This is a genomic window from Kitasatospora sp. NPDC056731 (assembly GCF_040687675.1).
Taxonomy (GTDB): Bacteria; Actinomycetota; Actinomycetes; order Streptomycetales; family Streptomycetaceae; genus Kitasatospora.
The window spans coordinates 34,884-51,549 of sequence record NZ_JBFBNR010000005.1 but is presented as its reverse complement, the minus strand read 5'-3'; the positions used below and the strand labels follow the sequence as shown (position 1 = coordinate 51,549).

General features: G+C 73.9%; 11 protein-coding genes. 8 read left to right on the top strand and 3 right to left on the bottom strand.

The window, feature by feature from the left end; translation table 11 throughout:
- Window positions 1–47: 47 nt before the first annotated feature.
- Both AB0R04_RS06810 and malQ read right to left on the bottom strand, forming a co-directional pair.
- Window positions 48–281, bottom strand: coding sequence for a hypothetical protein (locus tag AB0R04_RS06810; RefSeq protein ID WP_079135908.1), 234 nt, complete (start codon window positions 279–281; stop codon window positions 48–50).
- 132 nt (window positions 282–413) lie between these two features.
- The gene (gene malQ, locus AB0R04_RS06805; RefSeq protein WP_363369117.1) at window positions 414–2,501 is read right to left on the bottom strand and encodes a 4-alpha-glucanotransferase; all 2,088 of its coding nucleotides are present in this window, start codon (window positions 2,499–2,501) and stop codon (window positions 414–416) included.
- A 307-nt stretch (window positions 2,502–2,808) separates the two neighbouring features.
- Between malQ and AB0R04_RS06800 the strand changes: the two genes are divergently transcribed.
- Window positions 2,809–6,837 (top strand): beta-N-acetylglucosaminidase domain-containing protein, encoded by a 4,029-nt coding sequence (locus AB0R04_RS06800; protein WP_363368830.1) that lies wholly within the window; start codon window positions 2,809–2,811, stop codon window positions 6,835–6,837.
- Between the two features lie 112 nt (window positions 6,838–6,949).
- Here the strand turns inward: AB0R04_RS06800 and AB0R04_RS06795 are convergent, their stop codons facing one another.
- A complete protein-coding gene (locus AB0R04_RS06795) occupies window positions 6,950–7,594 on the bottom strand; it encodes an HNH endonuclease (protein ID WP_063349454.1) in 645 nt (214 codons plus the stop codon).
- 532 nt (window positions 7,595–8,126) lie between these two features.
- Between AB0R04_RS06795 and AB0R04_RS06790 the strand changes: the two genes are divergently transcribed.
- From AB0R04_RS06790 to AB0R04_RS06760, 7 genes are all read left to right on the top strand, one after another.
- Complete coding sequence (locus tag AB0R04_RS06790) at window positions 8,127–9,212, top strand: mechanosensitive ion channel family protein (RefSeq protein ID WP_363369115.1); 1,086 nt, start codon at window positions 8,127–8,129, stop codon at window positions 9,210–9,212.
- 235 nt (window positions 9,213–9,447) lie between these two features.
- Window positions 9,448–10,638: an ROK family transcriptional regulator gene (locus tag AB0R04_RS06785; RefSeq protein WP_244293469.1), complete on the top strand. Its 1,191-nt coding sequence runs from the start codon at window positions 9,448–9,450 to the stop codon at window positions 10,636–10,638.
- Between the two features lie 161 nt (window positions 10,639–10,799).
- Window positions 10,800–12,155 carry an ABC transporter substrate-binding protein gene (locus AB0R04_RS06780; RefSeq protein ID WP_363368827.1) on the top strand — a complete coding sequence of 452 codons (1,356 nt, stop codon included), beginning with the start codon at window positions 10,800–10,802 and terminating at the stop codon, window positions 12,153–12,155.
- A 23-nt stretch (window positions 12,156–12,178) separates the two neighbouring features.
- Window positions 12,179–13,177, top strand: coding sequence for a sugar ABC transporter permease (locus tag AB0R04_RS06775; protein WP_363368825.1), 999 nt, complete (start codon window positions 12,179–12,181; stop codon window positions 13,175–13,177).
- A 41-nt stretch (window positions 13,178–13,218) separates the two neighbouring features.
- Window positions 13,219–14,127, top strand: coding sequence for a carbohydrate ABC transporter permease (locus tag AB0R04_RS06770; RefSeq protein ID WP_063351434.1), 909 nt, complete (start codon window positions 13,219–13,221; stop codon window positions 14,125–14,127).
- Window positions 14,127–15,416 carry a 6-phospho-beta-glucosidase gene (locus AB0R04_RS06765; protein WP_363368823.1) on the top strand — a complete coding sequence of 430 codons (1,290 nt, stop codon included), beginning with the start codon at window positions 14,127–14,129 and terminating at the stop codon, window positions 15,414–15,416. The genes AB0R04_RS06770 and AB0R04_RS06765 overlap by 1 nt, the downstream gene beginning before the upstream one ends.
- Before the next feature lie 153 nt (window positions 15,417–15,569).
- Entirely contained in the window at window positions 15,570–16,589 is a 1,020-nt protein-coding gene (locus AB0R04_RS06760) for a BadF/BadG/BcrA/BcrD ATPase family protein (RefSeq protein WP_363368821.1), read from the top strand.
- The last annotated feature ends 77 nt before the right edge of the window (window positions 16,590–16,666 follow it).

Here is a 16,666-nt window from a genome sequence, read left to right as displayed (position 1 = left end):
TCTCCGGTGCCCCTTCGGGGTCGTGCAGGTCCTGGTGGACGCGGTGGTTACTTCTTCTTGCCCTTGCCCTTGCCGTACGGCAGGCCCGCGAGGGCGGCGATGATCACGAAGGCGGCGATCGGGATCAGCACGTACAGCCCGATGGTCTGGCCGACGCTCAGGCCAGGACCCGGGTCGTCGCCGTCGTCCCTGGTGAGGGCCATGGCGGGCGACGACAGCAGCATCATCAGCGTGACCGTTGCGGAGACCGCGCCGGCTCGCAAAGCGTTCCTCTTGTCCACGTTTCCAACTTACCCGCCGCTTATGACCCCCCGCGCGTCGGGGTCTGCCTTCCGGAAGGGGGCCGTCCGCAGTGCCGGGGTCAGGCGGCGGGATCAGGTGCCGGGATCAGGTGCCGGGGTCGGACGGCGAGGTCAGACGGCGGGGTGGGCGCCGGGCGGGGCCAGCAGGTGGGCGAGCAGGCGGGCGGCCGGGGTGGCGGCCAGGCGGTCGAGGGTGACCGGGTCGCCGGCGCCGTCGGCGACCGGCAGGCGCCAGTTCGGGTACTGGTCCCAGGTGCCGGGCAGGTTCTGCGGGCGCGGATCGCCGACCAGGTCCGGCAGCCAGACGCCGACCAGCTCCGCCGGGGTCGCGCGCAGGAAGCGGTACAGCACCGGCATCGACAGCGGCTCGCCCGGCGCGAGCAGCCCCCGCGCGGTCAGCTCGGCCCGCCAGTCCGCCAGCTCGGCCACCGCCTCCTCCTGCTCCTCGCCCAGCGGACGGACCAGCAGCCCGAGCCGGTGCCGCAGCTCGACGTGCTCGCCGGAGAGCCGGGCGGCGGTGCTCGGCAGGTCGTGGGTGGTGAGGGTGGCCAGACAGCCCGGGCGCCAGCGGTCCGGGGCGAGGATCTCCCCCGCCGCCTGCCAGTCCCGCTCGAACCAGAGCACGGAGGTGCCGAGGATCCCGCGCGCCGCCAGCTCCTCCCGGACGCCCGGCTCCACCGTGCCCAGGTCCTCGCCGATCACCGCCGTCCCGGCCCGGTGCGCCTCCAGGGCCAGCACGCCGAGCATCGCCTCGGCGTCGTAGCGCACGTACGCGCCCTCGGTCGGCGGGTGGCCGTCCGGCACCCACCAGAGCCGGAACAGGCCCATCACGTGGTCGATCCGGACCGCGCCCGCGTGCCGGGCCGCCGCGCGCAGCAGCTCCGCGTACGGGGTGTAGCCGGCCGCCGCCAGCGCGTCCGGGCGCCAGGGCGGCAGGCCCCAGTCCTGGCCGTGGGCGTTGAAGGCGTCCGGCGGGGCGCCGACGGAGATGCCGCCGGCCAGCACATCCTGGAGCGCCCAGGCGTCCGCGCCGTCCGGGTGGACGCCGACGGCCAGGTCGTGGATCAGGCCCACCGGCATGCCGGCCTGCCGGGCCGCGCCCTGGGCCTCGGCGAGCTGCTGGTCGACCTGCCAGGCGAGCCAGCGGTGGAACTCGACCCGGTCGGCGAGCTCCCGGGAGGCGCGCCCCACCTGTGGGCCGTCCGGGTGACGCAGCCCCTTCGGCCAGCCGTGCCAGTCGGCGCCGTGCACCTCGGCGAGCGCGTTCCACAGCGCGTTCCGGCGCAGCCAGTCGCCCTCGCGGCGCTGGTAGGCCTCGTACGCGGCCTGGCGGCCGGGGCCGCGCGGCACCTCGTGCAGCAGTTCCAGCGCCTCGCGCTTGAGCACCCAGACGGCGTCCCGGTCGATCAGGCCGTCGTGCCCCAGCACCTCGTCGCGCAGCCGGGCGGCCCGGCGGCCCAGCTCCTCCGCCTCGGCGCGCTGGTCGCCCGTCAGATAGGCGTACTCGGGGACGGCCTCGACCCGCAGGTGCACCGGATCGGCGAAGCGGCGGGAGGAGGGGCGGTAGGGGGACGGGTCGGTGGGGGCGGCGGGGGCGGCGGTCAGCGCCTGGTGCAGCGGGTTGATCTGGACGAAGCCCGCGCCGAGGCCGGCGCCCGCCCACCGGGCCAGCTCGGCGAGGTCGCCGAGGTCGCCCATGCCCCAGGAACGGTCGGACAGGACGGAGTACAGCTGGGCGAGGAAGCCCCAGCTGTAGCCGGGCAGCGGGGGCAGCTTCTCCGGTGCGACGATCAGCGCCGCCTGGGCCTTGCCCTCGCCGCACTCCGCCCTGAGCGTGTGCCGCCCCAGCGGCAGGTCCGGCGGCAGCCAGTGCGAGTGGCCGCGCGGCAGCTCCCACACCCCGCCGTCCTCCAGCTCCACGTGCAGCCGCGCGTCGGCCGGCACGTCCAGTGCCGTCCGCCGCCCTTGACGGACCACCACGCAGGGCGGCAGCAACCGGGCCTGCTGCGCGGCCCGGTGACGCTCCAGCGCCTCGCGCGCCTGCTCCGGCGTCCCCGCCGCCACCCCCAGGGCCCCCAGCACCGCGACCAGCGTGCGCGCCCCCACGGTCACACCCCCCGGCCCGGGGTACCGGGTGTCCACCCCGTACGCCTGCGCCAGCGCCACCAGTTCGGGCGGTGGCGGCGGCGCGTCCTGCATCGGCACCCTCAGCCCGTCGGCTCCGTCACGGTCGAGATAAGCGGCCACTCGCGGCTCCTGCGATGTCTCGGCAACGCCTGGTCAGGACGACCACAGTCCTACCCGGGTGACGGCCCGACGACGCTGCGCGACACGACCGCGCGGTCGGATCGGCCTGGCGGCCGGGGGCTGCCGCGACCCCGGACCGAATGCTCGAACCGGGGCAGACCCGGCATAGCGGGCGGCCGCGTTGACACCGGGTTGGGTAGCTGGTGGGGTTGCGGCGATGTGGTCCAGGCCTGGCGAGGAGGCTCCTGTGGAAGCCCGAGTGTCCGTTGTGGCCGGGCGGCGGCTGCGGCAGCGGTTGGAGCGGAGTGCGGCGTTGCGGGAGGTGCTGTACCACCCGGCGGCGCTGGCGGCGCGGCGGGCCACGGCACGGACGTGCCGTCAACTGGCGCCCAGGACGGCGGACCGGCTGATCGCCGGCCTCAAGGGGACGGAACCGCTGCTGGCGTCGGTGCGGGCGGAGCGGGCCCGGCGGGCGGCGGGGCGGCCGGGGCGGCGGACCCTGCAGATCGCGGCGGGGGTCGCGGCGGCGGCGGTGGTCGGCGGGCTGCTGGCCGGGCCGATGCCGTCGGCGGCGTACGCGGCGTCGGCGGGGCCGGACGTGGTGAGCAGCGCGCCGCAGACGCCGCTGGGGAGCATGACGAACCCGCAGGTGTTCCCGCGGCCGCAGGAGCAGACGGTGGCCGGCAAGCCGGTCGCGGTGCCGGCCGCGGTGACGCTGGTGCCGGCGCCGGACGCGGACCTCGGGGCGTTGGACGCCGTCCGGGAGGTGCTGGAGGTCGCCGGGGCGACGACCGTGACCCCGGAGCCGGACGCCGACGCGCCGGCCGCCGGGTCGCTGGTGGTGTACGTCGGCGGACCGGCCGAGGGCGCCGACGGCCGGACGGACCGGGCGCTGCGCGCACTGTCCGCCGCGGCCGGCGACAAGGACGGCGCCGCCCCCTCGACCGCGGGCATGCCGGCCGGCGGGTACGTGCTGTCGGTCGGTCAGCTGCCGGCCCAGGGCGGCGGGACGTACGGCGCGGTGGTGCTGGCGGGCGCGGATGCGGTGGGCACCTTCTACGCCGCGCAGAGCCTGCGCCAGCTGCTTGCCGCCGTCCCGGCCGGGCAGGGGCAGGCGCCGGGCGTCGCCGGGCTGGGCCTGCCCGGGATCACGCTGCGGGACTGGCCGAGCGGCGCGCCGGTGCGCGGCACCGCGGAGGCGTTCTACGGCAGCCCGTGGACGGCGCAGCAGCGGCTCGACCAGGTGGACTTCCTCGGCCGCTCCAAGCAGAACTTCTACCTCTACGCCCCCGGTGACGACCCGTTCCGGCTCTCCCGCTGGCGCGACGCCTACCCCGCCGCCCAGGCCGACGAGCTGCGCGAACTGGGCGGCCGGGCCCGGCGCGACCACGTCACGCTCGGCTACGCGATCGACCCAGGGCAGTCCCTCTGCTTCAGCTCCGGCAAGGACGTGGACGCGCTGGTGGCCAAGCTGGACGGGCTGCGCAAGCTCGGCTTCACCGCCTTCCAGCTCCAGTTCCTGGACGTCAGCTACGACGAGTGGCACTGCGGCGACGACCGCGACACGTACGGCACCGGCCCGGCCGCGGCCGCCAAGGCGCAGGCCGCGCTGGTGACCAAGGTGCGGGACCGGCTGATCGCGCGCAACCCGGGCCTGGCGCCGCTGTCCGTGGTGCCCACCGAGTACCACAAGCAGGGCGTCACGCCGTACCGCAAGGCGCTGGCCGCGGCGCTGCCGGACGGCGTGCAGGTGGCCTGGAGCGGGGGCGGGGTGATCCCGGAGAAGATCACCGGCGCCCAGGCCGCCGAGACCGGCGACCTGTACGGCCACCCGCTGGTCACCATGGACAACTACCCGGTCAACGACGCCAGCCCGGACCGGCTCTTCCTCGGCGCCTACACCGGGCGCGAACCGGAGGTGGCCACCCGCTCGGCGGTGATGCTCACCGGTGCCATGCAGCAGCCGGTGGCCTCCCGGATCGCCCTCGCCACGGCCGGCGACTTCGCCTGGAACCCGGCCGGCTACCGGCCGGAGGACTCCTGGCAGGCCGCGGTGCGCTCGCTCGCCGGCCCGACCGGCGCCGGCAGCACGCCCGTCGGCACCGCCCTGTCCGCGGTCACCGCGCTGGCCGGCAACAGCTCCTCCTCGCCGCTGTCCAAGCAGGAGTCCGGCTACCTGACACCGCTGCTCGACCGGTTCTGGGCCGCCGCCGAGCCCACCTCGGGCACCGCGTCGGACCTCGCCAAGCTGATAGAGGCCGCCGCGCCCCTGCGGGACGCCTTCGCCGCGATGGCCACCGCCCAACAGACCCTCGCCGGCACCCAGGCCACCGCCCAGCTCGCCGCCGAGGCCGCGCCCTGGCTCGCCCCGCTGCACGACTACGGGCTGGCCGGGCAGTCCTCGCTGGACATGCTGCTGGCCCAGCACGGCGGCGACGGCGCGGCCGCCTGGAAGGCCCGGGTGGAGCTCAACCGGCTGCGCGAGCAGCTCGCGCAGAGCCCGGCCACGATCGGCGCGGACGTGCTCGCCCCGTTCCTGGAGCGGGCCGTCCAGGCCGCCGACAACTGGGCCGGGGTGGCCGGCGGCGGGATCACCCCGACCACCACCATGGGCACCGCGCACGACCACCTGCCCGCGCTGATGACCGACGGCGTGGCCGACACGTTCTACTGGAGCTCCGCTCCCCCGCAGCCCGGCGACGCGGTCGGCGTCGACCTCGGCGGCGGGCGCCCGGTCGGCGCCGTCACCGTGCTGATGGGCTCCTGGGGCAACGGGCCGGACGGCCGGAGCGCGGTCGACGACTACCTCCACGACGGCGTGCTGGAGTACAGCACCGGCGAGGGCGGCTGGAAGCAGCTCGCCGTGGTCAAGAACCAGAAGTCGGTCAGCGCCAAGCTGCCGGCCGGCCCGGTGGTGCGGGCGGTGCGGCTGCGGGCCACCGCCGCCCAGAAGACCGCCGTCGCGGTGCGCGAGTTCACCGTCACCGCGCCCGACGACGCCCCCGCCAGCGTCACCGGCGGCCCCGCCGCGCTGCCGGGCTCCTCGGCGTCCGCGGTGCTGGACGGCAATCCGGACACCGCGTACCGGGCCGCCAAGCCGCCCACCGCGCAGGACGAGCCGCTCACCGTCGAACTGGGCGCCGCCCGCCCGCTCGACCGGCTCACCGTGCTCACCGACCCGGGCGTGCACGCCACCGCCACCGTCTCGGTGCGCCGCTCGGACGGCGGCTGGACGGACATCGGCACCGTGCAGCCCGGCTACAACGAGCTGCCGGCCGGCGGGCAGGCCGCCGACGCGTTCCGGCTGACCTGGAAGCCGGGCGGCGACCCCCCGGTGGTCAACCAGGTGATCCCCTGGTACGCGGACGTCCCGGCGGCCCGGCTCAGCCTGTCCGACCCGACCCTGGACGTGGTGACCGGCGCCGCCGCGCCCGCCCAGACCCGGGCCACCGTCGAGGCCGGCCGCCCCGAGGGGACCAGCGGCGAGCTGCGCACCGAGGTGCCGGCCGCGGCCAAGGGCCTGACCGTGACCCCGGCGGCCGGGGTGACCGTGCCGCGCGGCGGCCGCATCGGCGTGCCGCTGCTGGTCAGCGCCGATCCCGGGACGCCGTTCGGGACGTACCAGGTGCCGGTGCAGTTCGTGGCCGGCGCCACCACCGTGAAGCAGGTGCTCCAGGTGCGCGTGGTGCCGCCGACCAGCGGTCCGGACCTGGCGCTCCACGCGAAGGCCACCTCCTCGGGCGACGAGACGCCGAACTTCCCCGCCGCGGCGGTCACCGACGGTGACCCGAAGACCCGCTGGTCCTCCCCCGCCAAGGACGACGCCTGGGTGCAGCTGGAACTGCCGCAGACGACCCACCTGGGCGCTGCGGTGCTGCACTGGCAGGCCGCGTACGCCGCCGCCTACCGGCTCCAGGTCTCGGCGGACGGCACCACCTGGACCGACGTGGCGACGGTGGACAACGGCAGGGGCGGCGACGAGACCGTGCGCTTCGACGCGCCGGGCGCCCGGTTCCTCCGGGTGCAGGGCGTGGCCCGGGCCAACAAGTACGGCTACTCGCTGTGGGGCGTCGAGCTGTACGCCGTCACCCCGCCCGCCCCGCCGCAGCCGCCGACCGTCCCCCCGGCCCAGCCGGACGGCGGCGCCACCACCGCGCCCACCACCGCGCCCACGGCCCCGACCACGGCTCCGACCGCTCCGAGCGCCCCGGCCACGCCCCCGGCGGGCGGGACTCCGGGCGGTACGACAGGCGGCACGACGGGCGGGACAGCGCCGCCGAAGAAGTAGCCGCCGCGCTCCCCAGCGGACAACGCGGCGGGCCGCCGTGCTCCCCGGTGGGGGGCGCGGCGGCCCATGAGGCGTACCGACAATATGACGGGCTGGCCCTTGTGGAGCGGGGTCAGGCGGAGAGCGGTTCGGGCTGCTCACCGCGGCGGACGGGGGCGGAGTGGGCCGAGTGCGCCCGGCCGAGCGGGACGGGAAGGCCCTGCTCGGTATGGTCGAGGTGCTCGTACTCGCCCCACTGCGGGGCGCGCAACTGGTCGGAGCCGCCGTACGGCTCCAGGTAGGGGCGCCAGCGCGGGTCCTTGATACCGGTGCCGATGATCCGCCAGGCGAGGCCGCTGGGCGGGGCCGGTGGGCGCTTCATCCGCCAGCCGAGTTCGGTGAGGTGGCGGTCGGCCTTGGTGTGGTTGCAGCGGCGGCAGGCCGCCACCACGTTGTCCCACCGGTGCTGGCCGCCCCGGCTGCGCGGGATGACGTGGTCGACGCTGGTGGCGGCGGCCCCGCAGTAGACGCAGCGGCCGTGGTCACGGGCGAACAGCGCCCGGCGGGTGAGCGGGACGGGCCCGCAGAACGGGACCCGGACGAAGCGGGTCAGGCGGACGACGGACGGCGCCGGAAGGGCGCTGGTGGCGCTGTGCAGAGTGACTTCCGAGTCCTCCAGGCTGACCGCCTTGTGGTTGAGGACCAGGATGAGTGCGCGGCGCATCGATACGACGCCGAGTGGCTCGTAGGACGCGTTGAGGACCAGGACATGCGGCACGGATGCCTCCTTGGACGCCTGCGGCGCGTGGCTCGCGCCGGGACGAGCGGTTGGATCGCACAACTGGTGCGCGATCTCCCCCAGTGTCGCCTTACGCCTTTGTACGGCGCCACCACTCCTGTGTAACGGACCTGGTGTGAACTTCGGGTGTGGCTTCTGTCATAGCCGGTATGCCCTGGGGAAGGTCGGGTTGCACCCGGGTGCCCTCGGGGTGCCGCCCGTGGCCCTCCCGGGGGAGCGCTCGGCCGGTCGGAGCAGCGGTCGACCCCGTCGTCCGGGGGAGCGCACCGGTGCGCTGACGGGGCGTTCGCGTTGCTCCGTACGCCCTTCGGCGTGTCCGGTCGGGTGTTCGGCGCCGGTTAGGCTGAGGCGGACGGTCCGCGGGCCGCGTGCCGCGGCGCGGGCCCGCCACGCCCCCTTGCAGGAAGGCCCGCACGTGTTCCGCTCCGGCGCCACCGGTATCGCCGACGCGTCCTCGACGCTCTCCACTCCGACACCGGCGCCCAGCCCGACCGCGCCGCAGCTGCCGCAGCTGGACCTGAGAATCCCGACCAGCGCGCAGGAGGTCAGCGACACCACCAAGCAGGCCGCCAGCTGGTTCGACACGCACTGGCAGGGCTGGCTGGCCGGCGGGGTGCGGATCGTCTTCATCGTGCTGCTGGCACTGGTGCTGCGCGCCGTGGTGCGCAAGCTGATCACCCAGCTGATCACGCGGATGGCGCGCTCGCACGACCACCACGAGGAGAGCCGGCTCGGCGGGCTGCTGGCCAACACCGGGGTGGTGAACCCGGAGCGGCGCCAGCAGCGGTCGGAGGCGATCGGCTCGGTGCTGCGCAGCGTGGCGTCGTTCTCCATCCTGGGCACGGCCGCGCTGATGGTGCTGTCCGCGCTGGGCGTGAACCTGGCGCCGCTGCTGGCCAGCGCCGGTGTGGCCGGTGTGGCGATCGGTTTCGGCGCCCGCAACCTGGTGACGGACTTCCTCTCCGGGGTCTTCATGATCATGGAGGACCAGTACGGCGTCGGCGACGAGATCGACACCGGGGTGGCCGCCGGCACGGTGCTGGAGGTCGGCCTGCGGGTGACCAAGCTGCGCGGGGCCAACGGCGAGATCTGGTACATCCGCAACGGCGAGGTGAAGCGGATCGCCAACATGAGCCAGGGCTGGTCGACCGCCTCGGTGGACGTGCAGGTCGGGTACAAGGAGGACCTGCTGCGGGTCGAGGACCTGATCCAGGAGACGGCCGAGGCGCTGGCCAAGGAGTCGCCGTACGACGAGTTGGTCTGGGCGCCGGTGTCGATCCTGGGCGTGGAGTCGGTCGCGGCGGACTCGGTGATGGTGCGGATCGAGGCGCGGACCGCGCCGGGCAAGGCGCCGGCGGTGTCCCGGGCGCTGCGCCAGCGCCTGAAGACGGCCTTCGACCAGGCCGGGATCAAGGTCAAGGAGGAGGCCGCGCCGGTGGCCGCCGCGGCGACGACGGCCCCGGCCACCGGGGTGGTGATCTCCCCCGCGACCGAGTCGGCGCCGCCGTCCGCGCTGTCCGACCCGACCTCGCCCCGGTACCGGGCGACCGAGCCGATACCGGCACCGAGGCCGGCCGACGACCTCGCGAAGCCGTAGGGCGCCCCCAGGCCCGGCAGCGCGAAGCCCCGTTCCCAAGACCCTTGGGAACGGGGCTTCGTGCTGCCTGGTAACGCTTCGGCATCCTCCGGGCCGCGGACCATTGACACCCCGCTGACGGGGCCCGTACGGTCCTTCCCAAGCGACTGGAAACTTTCCTAACAGTTCGGCTCCCCGAATCCGAGGGTTCACCCTCGTCGCTCCCCCCACCAGCCGGAAGAGGAGGATTTCGCGCGTGACCAAGACCACCGCCAAGGCCCCCCTCGCCGGCACCCCCAGCCTGCTGCGCGCCATCAACGACCGCGCCGCCCTCGAACTGCTGCTGGAGAACGGACCGCTCTCCCGCACCCAGATCGGCACCCTGACCGGCCTCTCCAAGCCCACCGCCTCCCAGCTGCTGGCCCGCCTGGAGGCGGCCGGACTGGTCCTGCCGGTCGGCACCACCGCCGGCGGACCCGGCCCCAACGCGCAGCTGTACGAGGTGAATCCGGCCGCCGGCCACGTCGCCGGACTGGACGTCACCAACAGCGAGATCAGAGTCGCCGTCGCCGACATCACCGGCTCCACGCTGGCCGAGCACGCCGTGCCGACCAAGGGCGTGCCGGCCGCCGAGACCGTCGCCAAGGTCGCCGCCGCCGTCGCCGAGACCGTCCGCGCCGCCGGGCTGGCCGCGGGCAGCCTGCGCACCGCTGCGATCGGCGTCGGCGGCGCCCCCGACCCGGTCACCGGCAAGCTGCGCTACGCCTCCCACCTGCCCGGCTGGCACTCGCCGCGGCTGGTCGAGGAGCTGTCCGAGGCGATCGGCGCGCCCGTGTCGATCGAGAACGACGTGAACCTCGCCGCCGTCGCCGAACAGGCCTCCGGCGCGGCGCGGGGCTCCGAGGACTTCGTCCTGCTCTGGGCCGGTGCGGGCACCGGCGCCGCGATCGTCATCGCCGGCCGGCTGCACCGCGGCTTCACCGGCGGCGCCGGGGAGGTCGGCTACATGCCGGTGCCCGGCTCACCGGTCGCGCGGGACGTGCGCCGCCGCAAGTTCGGCGGGTTCCAGGAGCTGGTCGGCACACCCGCCGTCCGGACCCTGGCCCGCGAGCACGGGCTCGGCGCGCCCACCGCCGAGGACTCGATCGCCAAGGCCCTGGAGACCCCGGGCGCCGGCGACGCCTTCCTCGTCGAACTGGCCGGCCGGCTCGCCGTCGGACTGGCCGCGATCGTCGCCGTCGTCGACCCCCAGCTGGTGGTCCTCTCCGGCGCGGTGCCCACCGCGGGCGGCGAACGCCTGCGCGCCCTCGTCGAGGACGAACTGGCCAGGCTCTCCATCGCCCGGCCCGAGGTCCGCAGCAGTGCCCTGCCCGGCTCGCCCGTCCTGCTCGGCGCCCTGCAACGCGCGCTGGCGGACGCCCGCGAGGCGGTCTTCTCCACCCACTGACAGCCACCCACCGACGCTCACCGACGTTCACCGACGCCCACCCGCCGACGCTCCCCGGTCGCCCGCCACCCCGCACGCACCCTGCACCCACCTCTCCCCACCCCCGAACGCGGGCCCCGAGGCAATGACGCCTGCCCGCGCACCCCCAGGAGGACCTCGAAGTGCACTCCACCACCTCCCGCAGAGGCCGTCGCACGATCGCCGCCGTCACCGGCACCGCCGTCCTGGCCCTGCTCGCCACCGCCTGCACCGGCAGCAGCGAGAGCAGCGGCAGCGACGACTCGGCCAGCGGCAAGGACGTCACCATCACCTTCTGGCACGGCTGGAGCCAGGACAACGAGGTGAAGGCGATCAACGACAACATCGCCGCCTTCGAGAAGGCCCACCCCAACATCCACGTCAAGGCCGTGGACAACATCGCGGACGACAAGGTCAACCAGGCCCTGCGGGCCGGCGGCGACGACGCGCCGGACGTGGTCTCCTCCTTCACCACCAACAACGTCGGCATGTTCTGTTCGACCAAGGCGTTCACCGACCTCAAGCCGCTGCTGCAGAAGAGCGGCATCGACCCGGTCAAGACCTTCCCGGCCGCGATGCTCAACTACACGCAGTTCCAGGGCAACCAGTGCTCGCTGCCGCTGCTCGGCGACGCCTACGGCCTCTACTACAACAAGAAGGCCTTCGCCGACGCGGGCATCGCCAACCCGCCGAAGACCTTCAGCGAGTTCGCCGAGGACGCCAAGCGGCTGACCCTCGCGGACGGCGACGGCTACAAGCAGCTCGGCTTCATGCCGCTGTACCACGGCTACGAGTCGACCACCGAGCACTTCCTGGGCCAGTACGGCCCGACCTACTTCGGCGCCGACGGCAAGTCGAACGTCGCCGCCGACCCGAAGGTCGCCGCGATGCTCAAGTGGCAGAAGGGCATGGTCGACCAGCTCGGCGGCTACACCAAGCTGGAGAAGTACCGCGCCACCTTCGGCGAGGAGTTCAGCGCCAAGAACCCCTTCCTCACCGGCCAGGTCGCGATGGCCATCGACGGCGAGTGGCGCACCGCCGCCCTCGCCGACAACAAGCCCGACTTCGACTGGGCCACCGCCGCGTTCCCCGTCCCGGACGACCAGGCCGACACCTACGGCCGCGGCTACCAGACCGGCACCATCGTCGGCATCGCCAGCAGCAGCAAGAAGCAGGCCGCGGCCTGGGAGCTGGTCAAGTACCTGACCACCGACACCGACGCGGTGGTCGGCTTCGCCAACGCGATCCACAACGTGCCCAGCACCTTCGACGCGCTCAACTCGCCGAAGCTGACGAACGACCCGAACTTCAAGACCTTCATCGACGTCGCCAAGAACCAGTACTCGGGCACCACCCCGGCGGCCGTCAACGGCAGCGGCTACATCGCCTCCCTGCAGAACCTCGGCTACGACTACGAGTCCGGCAAGCAGCCCGATCTCGCGGCCGGCCTCGCGGCCACCGCCAAGGAGATCGACGCCGCCATCGCCCAGGCGAAGTAGCGGAAACGGTCCACGGAGCTCCCATGTCACTCGCGTTCGGCACCCGCAAGGGCACCGGATCGACCGACCCGGCGGCGCCCTCCACGCAGCACCTGCTGCGCCGGAAGCGCCGCCGGGAGGCGGCCCGCACCCTCGCCTTCCTCTCCCCCTGGCTGATCGGCTTCGGCGTCTTCTTCCTGTACCCGCTGATCTCCACCGCCTACTTCTCCTTCACCAAGTACAACGGCTTCGGCGCCCCCGCCTTCAGCGGCCTGAAGAACTGGGACTACGTCTTCAACGACCTCCCGGCGTTCTGGCAGGGCCTGCGCAACACCGTGTGGCTGGTCTTCATCATGGTGAGCCTGCGGGTCGCCTTCGGCCTCGGCATCGGCCTGCTCATCACCAAGGTCAAGACCGGCGCCGGCTTCTTCCGCACCGCGTTCTACCTGCCGTACCTGGCACCGCCGGTGGCCGCCACCGTCGCCTTCGCCTTCCTGCTCAACCCCGGCACCGGCCCGGTCAACCACTTCCTCGGCGAGCTCGGCCTCCCGCAGCCCGGCTGGTTCGCCAGCGCCGACTGGTCCAAGCCCGCGCTCACCATGCTCGCCATGTGGGGCATCGGCGACCTGATGGTCATCTTCATGGCCTCGCTGCTCGACGTCCCCAAGGAGCAGTACGAGGCCGCCGAACTGGACGGCGCCGGACCCTTCCAGCGGTTCCGGTACGTCACGCTGCCGAACATCTCGCCGATCATCATGTTCGCCGTGGTCACCGGCGTCATCCAGACCATGCAGTACTACACCCAGGCGATCGTCGCCGGGAAGGTCGCCGGCGGCATCGCGGGCAACTCCGGCCAGCAGTTCGAGCCCGGATTCCCGCAGGGCTCCACCTGGACCCTGCCGCAGATGGTCTACAACCTCGGCTTCCAGCGCTTCAACTACGGCGCGGCGTGCGTCGTCGCCCTGGTGCTGTTCGCCATCTCGATGGCCGTCACCTCGCTCCTGCTCCGCCGCAAGTCCGGCTTCATGGCGAGTGACGACTAGTCCGTGTGCTGCGGACCCAGCGGACCGATGAGGACCCGATCATGACTCTCAGCTCCACACTCACCAAGGCGCCCGCCCCGGCCGGCCCCTCCCGCGCCTCCGGCCCGGCCGCCCGGGCGGCCCGCCGCCGCGCGATGCTCCACTGGGTGGCCGTGCACTCGCTGGCCATCGCCGCCGCGCTGTTCTTCCTGCTGCCGTTCGTCTTCGCCTTCCTCACCTCGGTGATGACCGACCAGCAGGCGCTCACCACCGACTACTGGCCGACCTCCTGGCAGTGGGGCAACTACGGCAAGGTCTGGGACACCCCCGGCTTCCTCACCTGGTGGCGCAACACCCTGCTCTACGCGGGCCTCGGCACCGTACTGACCATCGTCTCCAGCCTGCCGGTCGCCTACGCGCTCGCCAAGTTCCGCTTCCGGGGCCGCAACCTGGCGCTGATGGCCGTCATCGCCATGATGATGCTCCCGCCGCAGGTCACCGTCATCCCGATGTACCTGTTCTGGGCCAAGCAGCTCGGCCTCGGCGGCTCGCTCTGGCCGCTCATCATCCCGATGGCCTTCGGCGACGCGTTCTCGATCTTCCTGCTGCGCCAGTTCCTGCTGACCATCCCCAAGGAGTACATCGAGGCCGCCCGGATCGACGGCTGCGGCGACCTGCGCACCCTGCTGAAGGTCGTGCTGCCGATGGCCAAGCCGGCCATCGCCGCCGTCGCCCTGTTCCAGTTCTTCTACTGCTGGAACGACTACTTCGGCCCGCAGATCTACGCCAGCAACAACCACGCGGCCTGGACGCTCTCGTACGGCCTGGAGTCGTTCAAGGGCGCCCACCACACCAACTGGAACCTCACCATGGCCGCCACCCTCCTCGTGATGGCACCGGTGATCATCCTCTTCTTCTTCGCACAGAAGGCCTTCATCGAAGGCGTGACACTGACAGGGGTCAAGGGCTGATGTCCGCACTCAAGTTGGCAATCGTCGGCGGCGGTTCGACGTACACCCCGGAGCTGATCGACGGCTTCGCCCGGCTCCGCGACACCCTGCCGATCGGCGAGCTGGTGCTCATCGACCCGGCCGCCGACCGGCTGGAGCTGATCGGCGGGCTCGCCCGGCGGATCTTCGCCAAGCAGGGGCACGCTGCCGTCGTCACCACCACCGTCGACGTCGAGGCCGGTGTCGCCGACGCCGACGCCGTGCTGCTGCAACTGCGCGTCGGCGGGCAGGCCGCCCGCAACCGGGACGAGACCTGGCCGCTGGAGTGCGGCTGCGTCGGCCAGGAGACCACCGGCGCCGGCGGCCTCGCCAAGGCGCTGCGCACCGTCCCGGTCGTCCTCGACATCGCCGAGAAGGTCCGGCGCGCCAACCCGGACGCCTGGATCGTCGACTTCACCAACCCCGTCGGCATCGTCACCCGCGCGCTGCGCAACGCCGGCCACAAGGCCGTCGGCCTGTGCAACGTCGCCATCGGCTTCCAGCGCAAGTTCGCGACCCACCTCGGCGTCGACCCGGAGCTGATCCGGCTCGACCACGTCGGCCTCAACCACCTCACCTGGGAGCGCGGCGTCACCCTCCTCGACGCCCCGGGATCGGCGACGGGCCGGGAAGTGCTGCCGGAGCTGCTCGCCGCGCACGGCAAGGCGATCGCCGAGGACCTGCACCTGCCGCAGCCCGTCATCGAGCGGCTCGGCGTCGTACCGTCCTACTACCTGCGCTACTTCTACCAGCACGACGCCGTCGTCGAGGAACTCAAGGTGCAGGGCTCGCGGGCCGCCCAGGTCGCCGAGATCGAGCGGCAGCTGCTGGAGATGTACGCCGACCCGGCCCTCGACACCAAGCCGGAACTCCTCGGCCAGCGCGGCGGCGCGTTCTACTCCGAGGCGGCGGTCCAGCTGATCGCCGCGCTGCTCGGCACCGGCGGCGGGACGTCCGTACAGGTCGTCAACGCGCCGAACAACGGCGTGCTGCCGTTCCTGCCCGACGACGCCGTCATCGAGGTCCCGGCCGAGGTCGACGCCAACGGCGTCCGGCCGCTCCCCCAGCGGGCCGTCGAGCCGCTGTACGCCGGCCTCATCGCCGCCGTCACCGCGTACGAGCAGCTCGCCCTCGACGCCGCCCTGCACGGCGGCCGCGACCGGGTCTTCGACGCCCTGCTCGCCCACCCGCTGGTCGGCCAGCTCGAACTCGCCGACCAGCTCACCGATCGGCTGCTCGCCCACAACCGCGAGCACCTCGCCTGGGCCTGACGGCCCGGGGCCCGGCTACGCCCCCGGGCCCCGCCGGGAAAGCCGCCCGGCCCGCGATATGAGGGTGTCGCGGGCCGGGCACTGCGAGGAGACCGACCACCCCCGGCCGGGGACAACGCCACGGCCGGGCCACGTACGAGCCGCGGGGACCTGATGACCCACCAGCCCGAACCGATCCTGCCAGGCGTCCTCGCCATCGACGCCGGCAACTCCAAGACCGACGTCGCCCTGATCGGCGCCGACGGCACCGTCCACGGCACCGCCCGCGGCGGCGGCTTCGCACCCCAGAAGATCGGCGGCGCCGCCGCCGTCGCCGGCCTCGCCCCGCTCGTCGAACAGGCCGCCGCCGCGGCCGGCCACCCCGCCTGGAGCGGCGTCCTCACCAGCCACGTCAGCGCCTGCCTGGCCAACGCCGACCTGCCCGTCGAGGAGGAGGCCCTGCGCGCCGCGCTGGAATCCCACCCCTGGGGCGCCAGCAACACCGTCGTCAACGACACCTTCGGCCTGCTGCGGGCCGGCACCGACGGCCCGCGCGGCGTCGCCGTCGTCTGCGGCGCCGGCATCAACTGCGTGGGCCTGCTGCCCGACGGCCGCACCGCCCGCTTCCCCGCCCTCGGTGAGCTCACCGGCGACTGGGGCGGCGGCGGGGGCCTGGCCGTCACCAGCATGTGGCACGCCGTCCGCCACGAGGACGGCCGCGGCGGCCCCACCGGGCTCTCCCGCGCCATCGCCGAGCACTTCGGCCTGCCCAGCGCCGGCGACGTCGCCGAGGCCGTCCACCTCGGGCACCTGCCGACCAGCCGGCTGCACGAGATCGTCCGGGTGCTGTTCGCCGTCGCGGAGCAGGGCGACGAGGTCGCCCTGGGGCTGATCGACCGCCAGGCCGACGAGATCGTCCGGCTCGCCGTCGTCGCCCTTCGGCGGCTGGAACTGCTCGACACGCCCACCCCGCTGGTGCTCGGCGGCGGCGTGCTCGCCTCCCGGCAGCCGCTGCTGATCGACAACCTGACCGCCCGTCTGGCCGAGGCCGCGCCGCTCGCCGAACCGCGGGTCGTCGTCGCGCCGCCCGTCCTGGGCGCGGCCCTGCTCGGACTCGACCACCTCAGGGCGGGCCCCGCGGCCCAGGCCCGGCTGCGCGAGGCGTACGAGGCGCAACGGCCCGTCGCCGCCTGACCGTTACGCCGCCCCTCAAGACTCCCGCCGCCGCCGGATCCGCACATCCGGCGGCGGCGGGAACCACAGCCCGTGCA

Coding starts and splice junctions, on each gene's coding strand:
- malQ (WP_363369117.1), bottom strand. CDS start 2,501: ATGCAGGACGCGCCGCCGCCACCGCCCGAACTGGTGGCGCTGGCGCAG.
- AB0R04_RS06775 (WP_363368825.1), top strand. CDS start 12,179: ATGTCACTCGCGTTCGGCACCCGCAAGGGCACCGGATCGACCGACCCG.
- AB0R04_RS06770 (WP_063351434.1), top strand. CDS start 13,219: ATGACTCTCAGCTCCACACTCACCAAGGCGCCCGCCCCGGCCGGCCCC.
- AB0R04_RS06765 (WP_363368823.1), top strand. CDS start 14,127: ATGTCCGCACTCAAGTTGGCAATCGTCGGCGGCGGTTCGACGTACACC.
- AB0R04_RS06760 (WP_363368821.1), top strand. CDS start 15,570: ATGACCCACCAGCCCGAACCGATCCTGCCAGGCGTCCTCGCCATCGAC.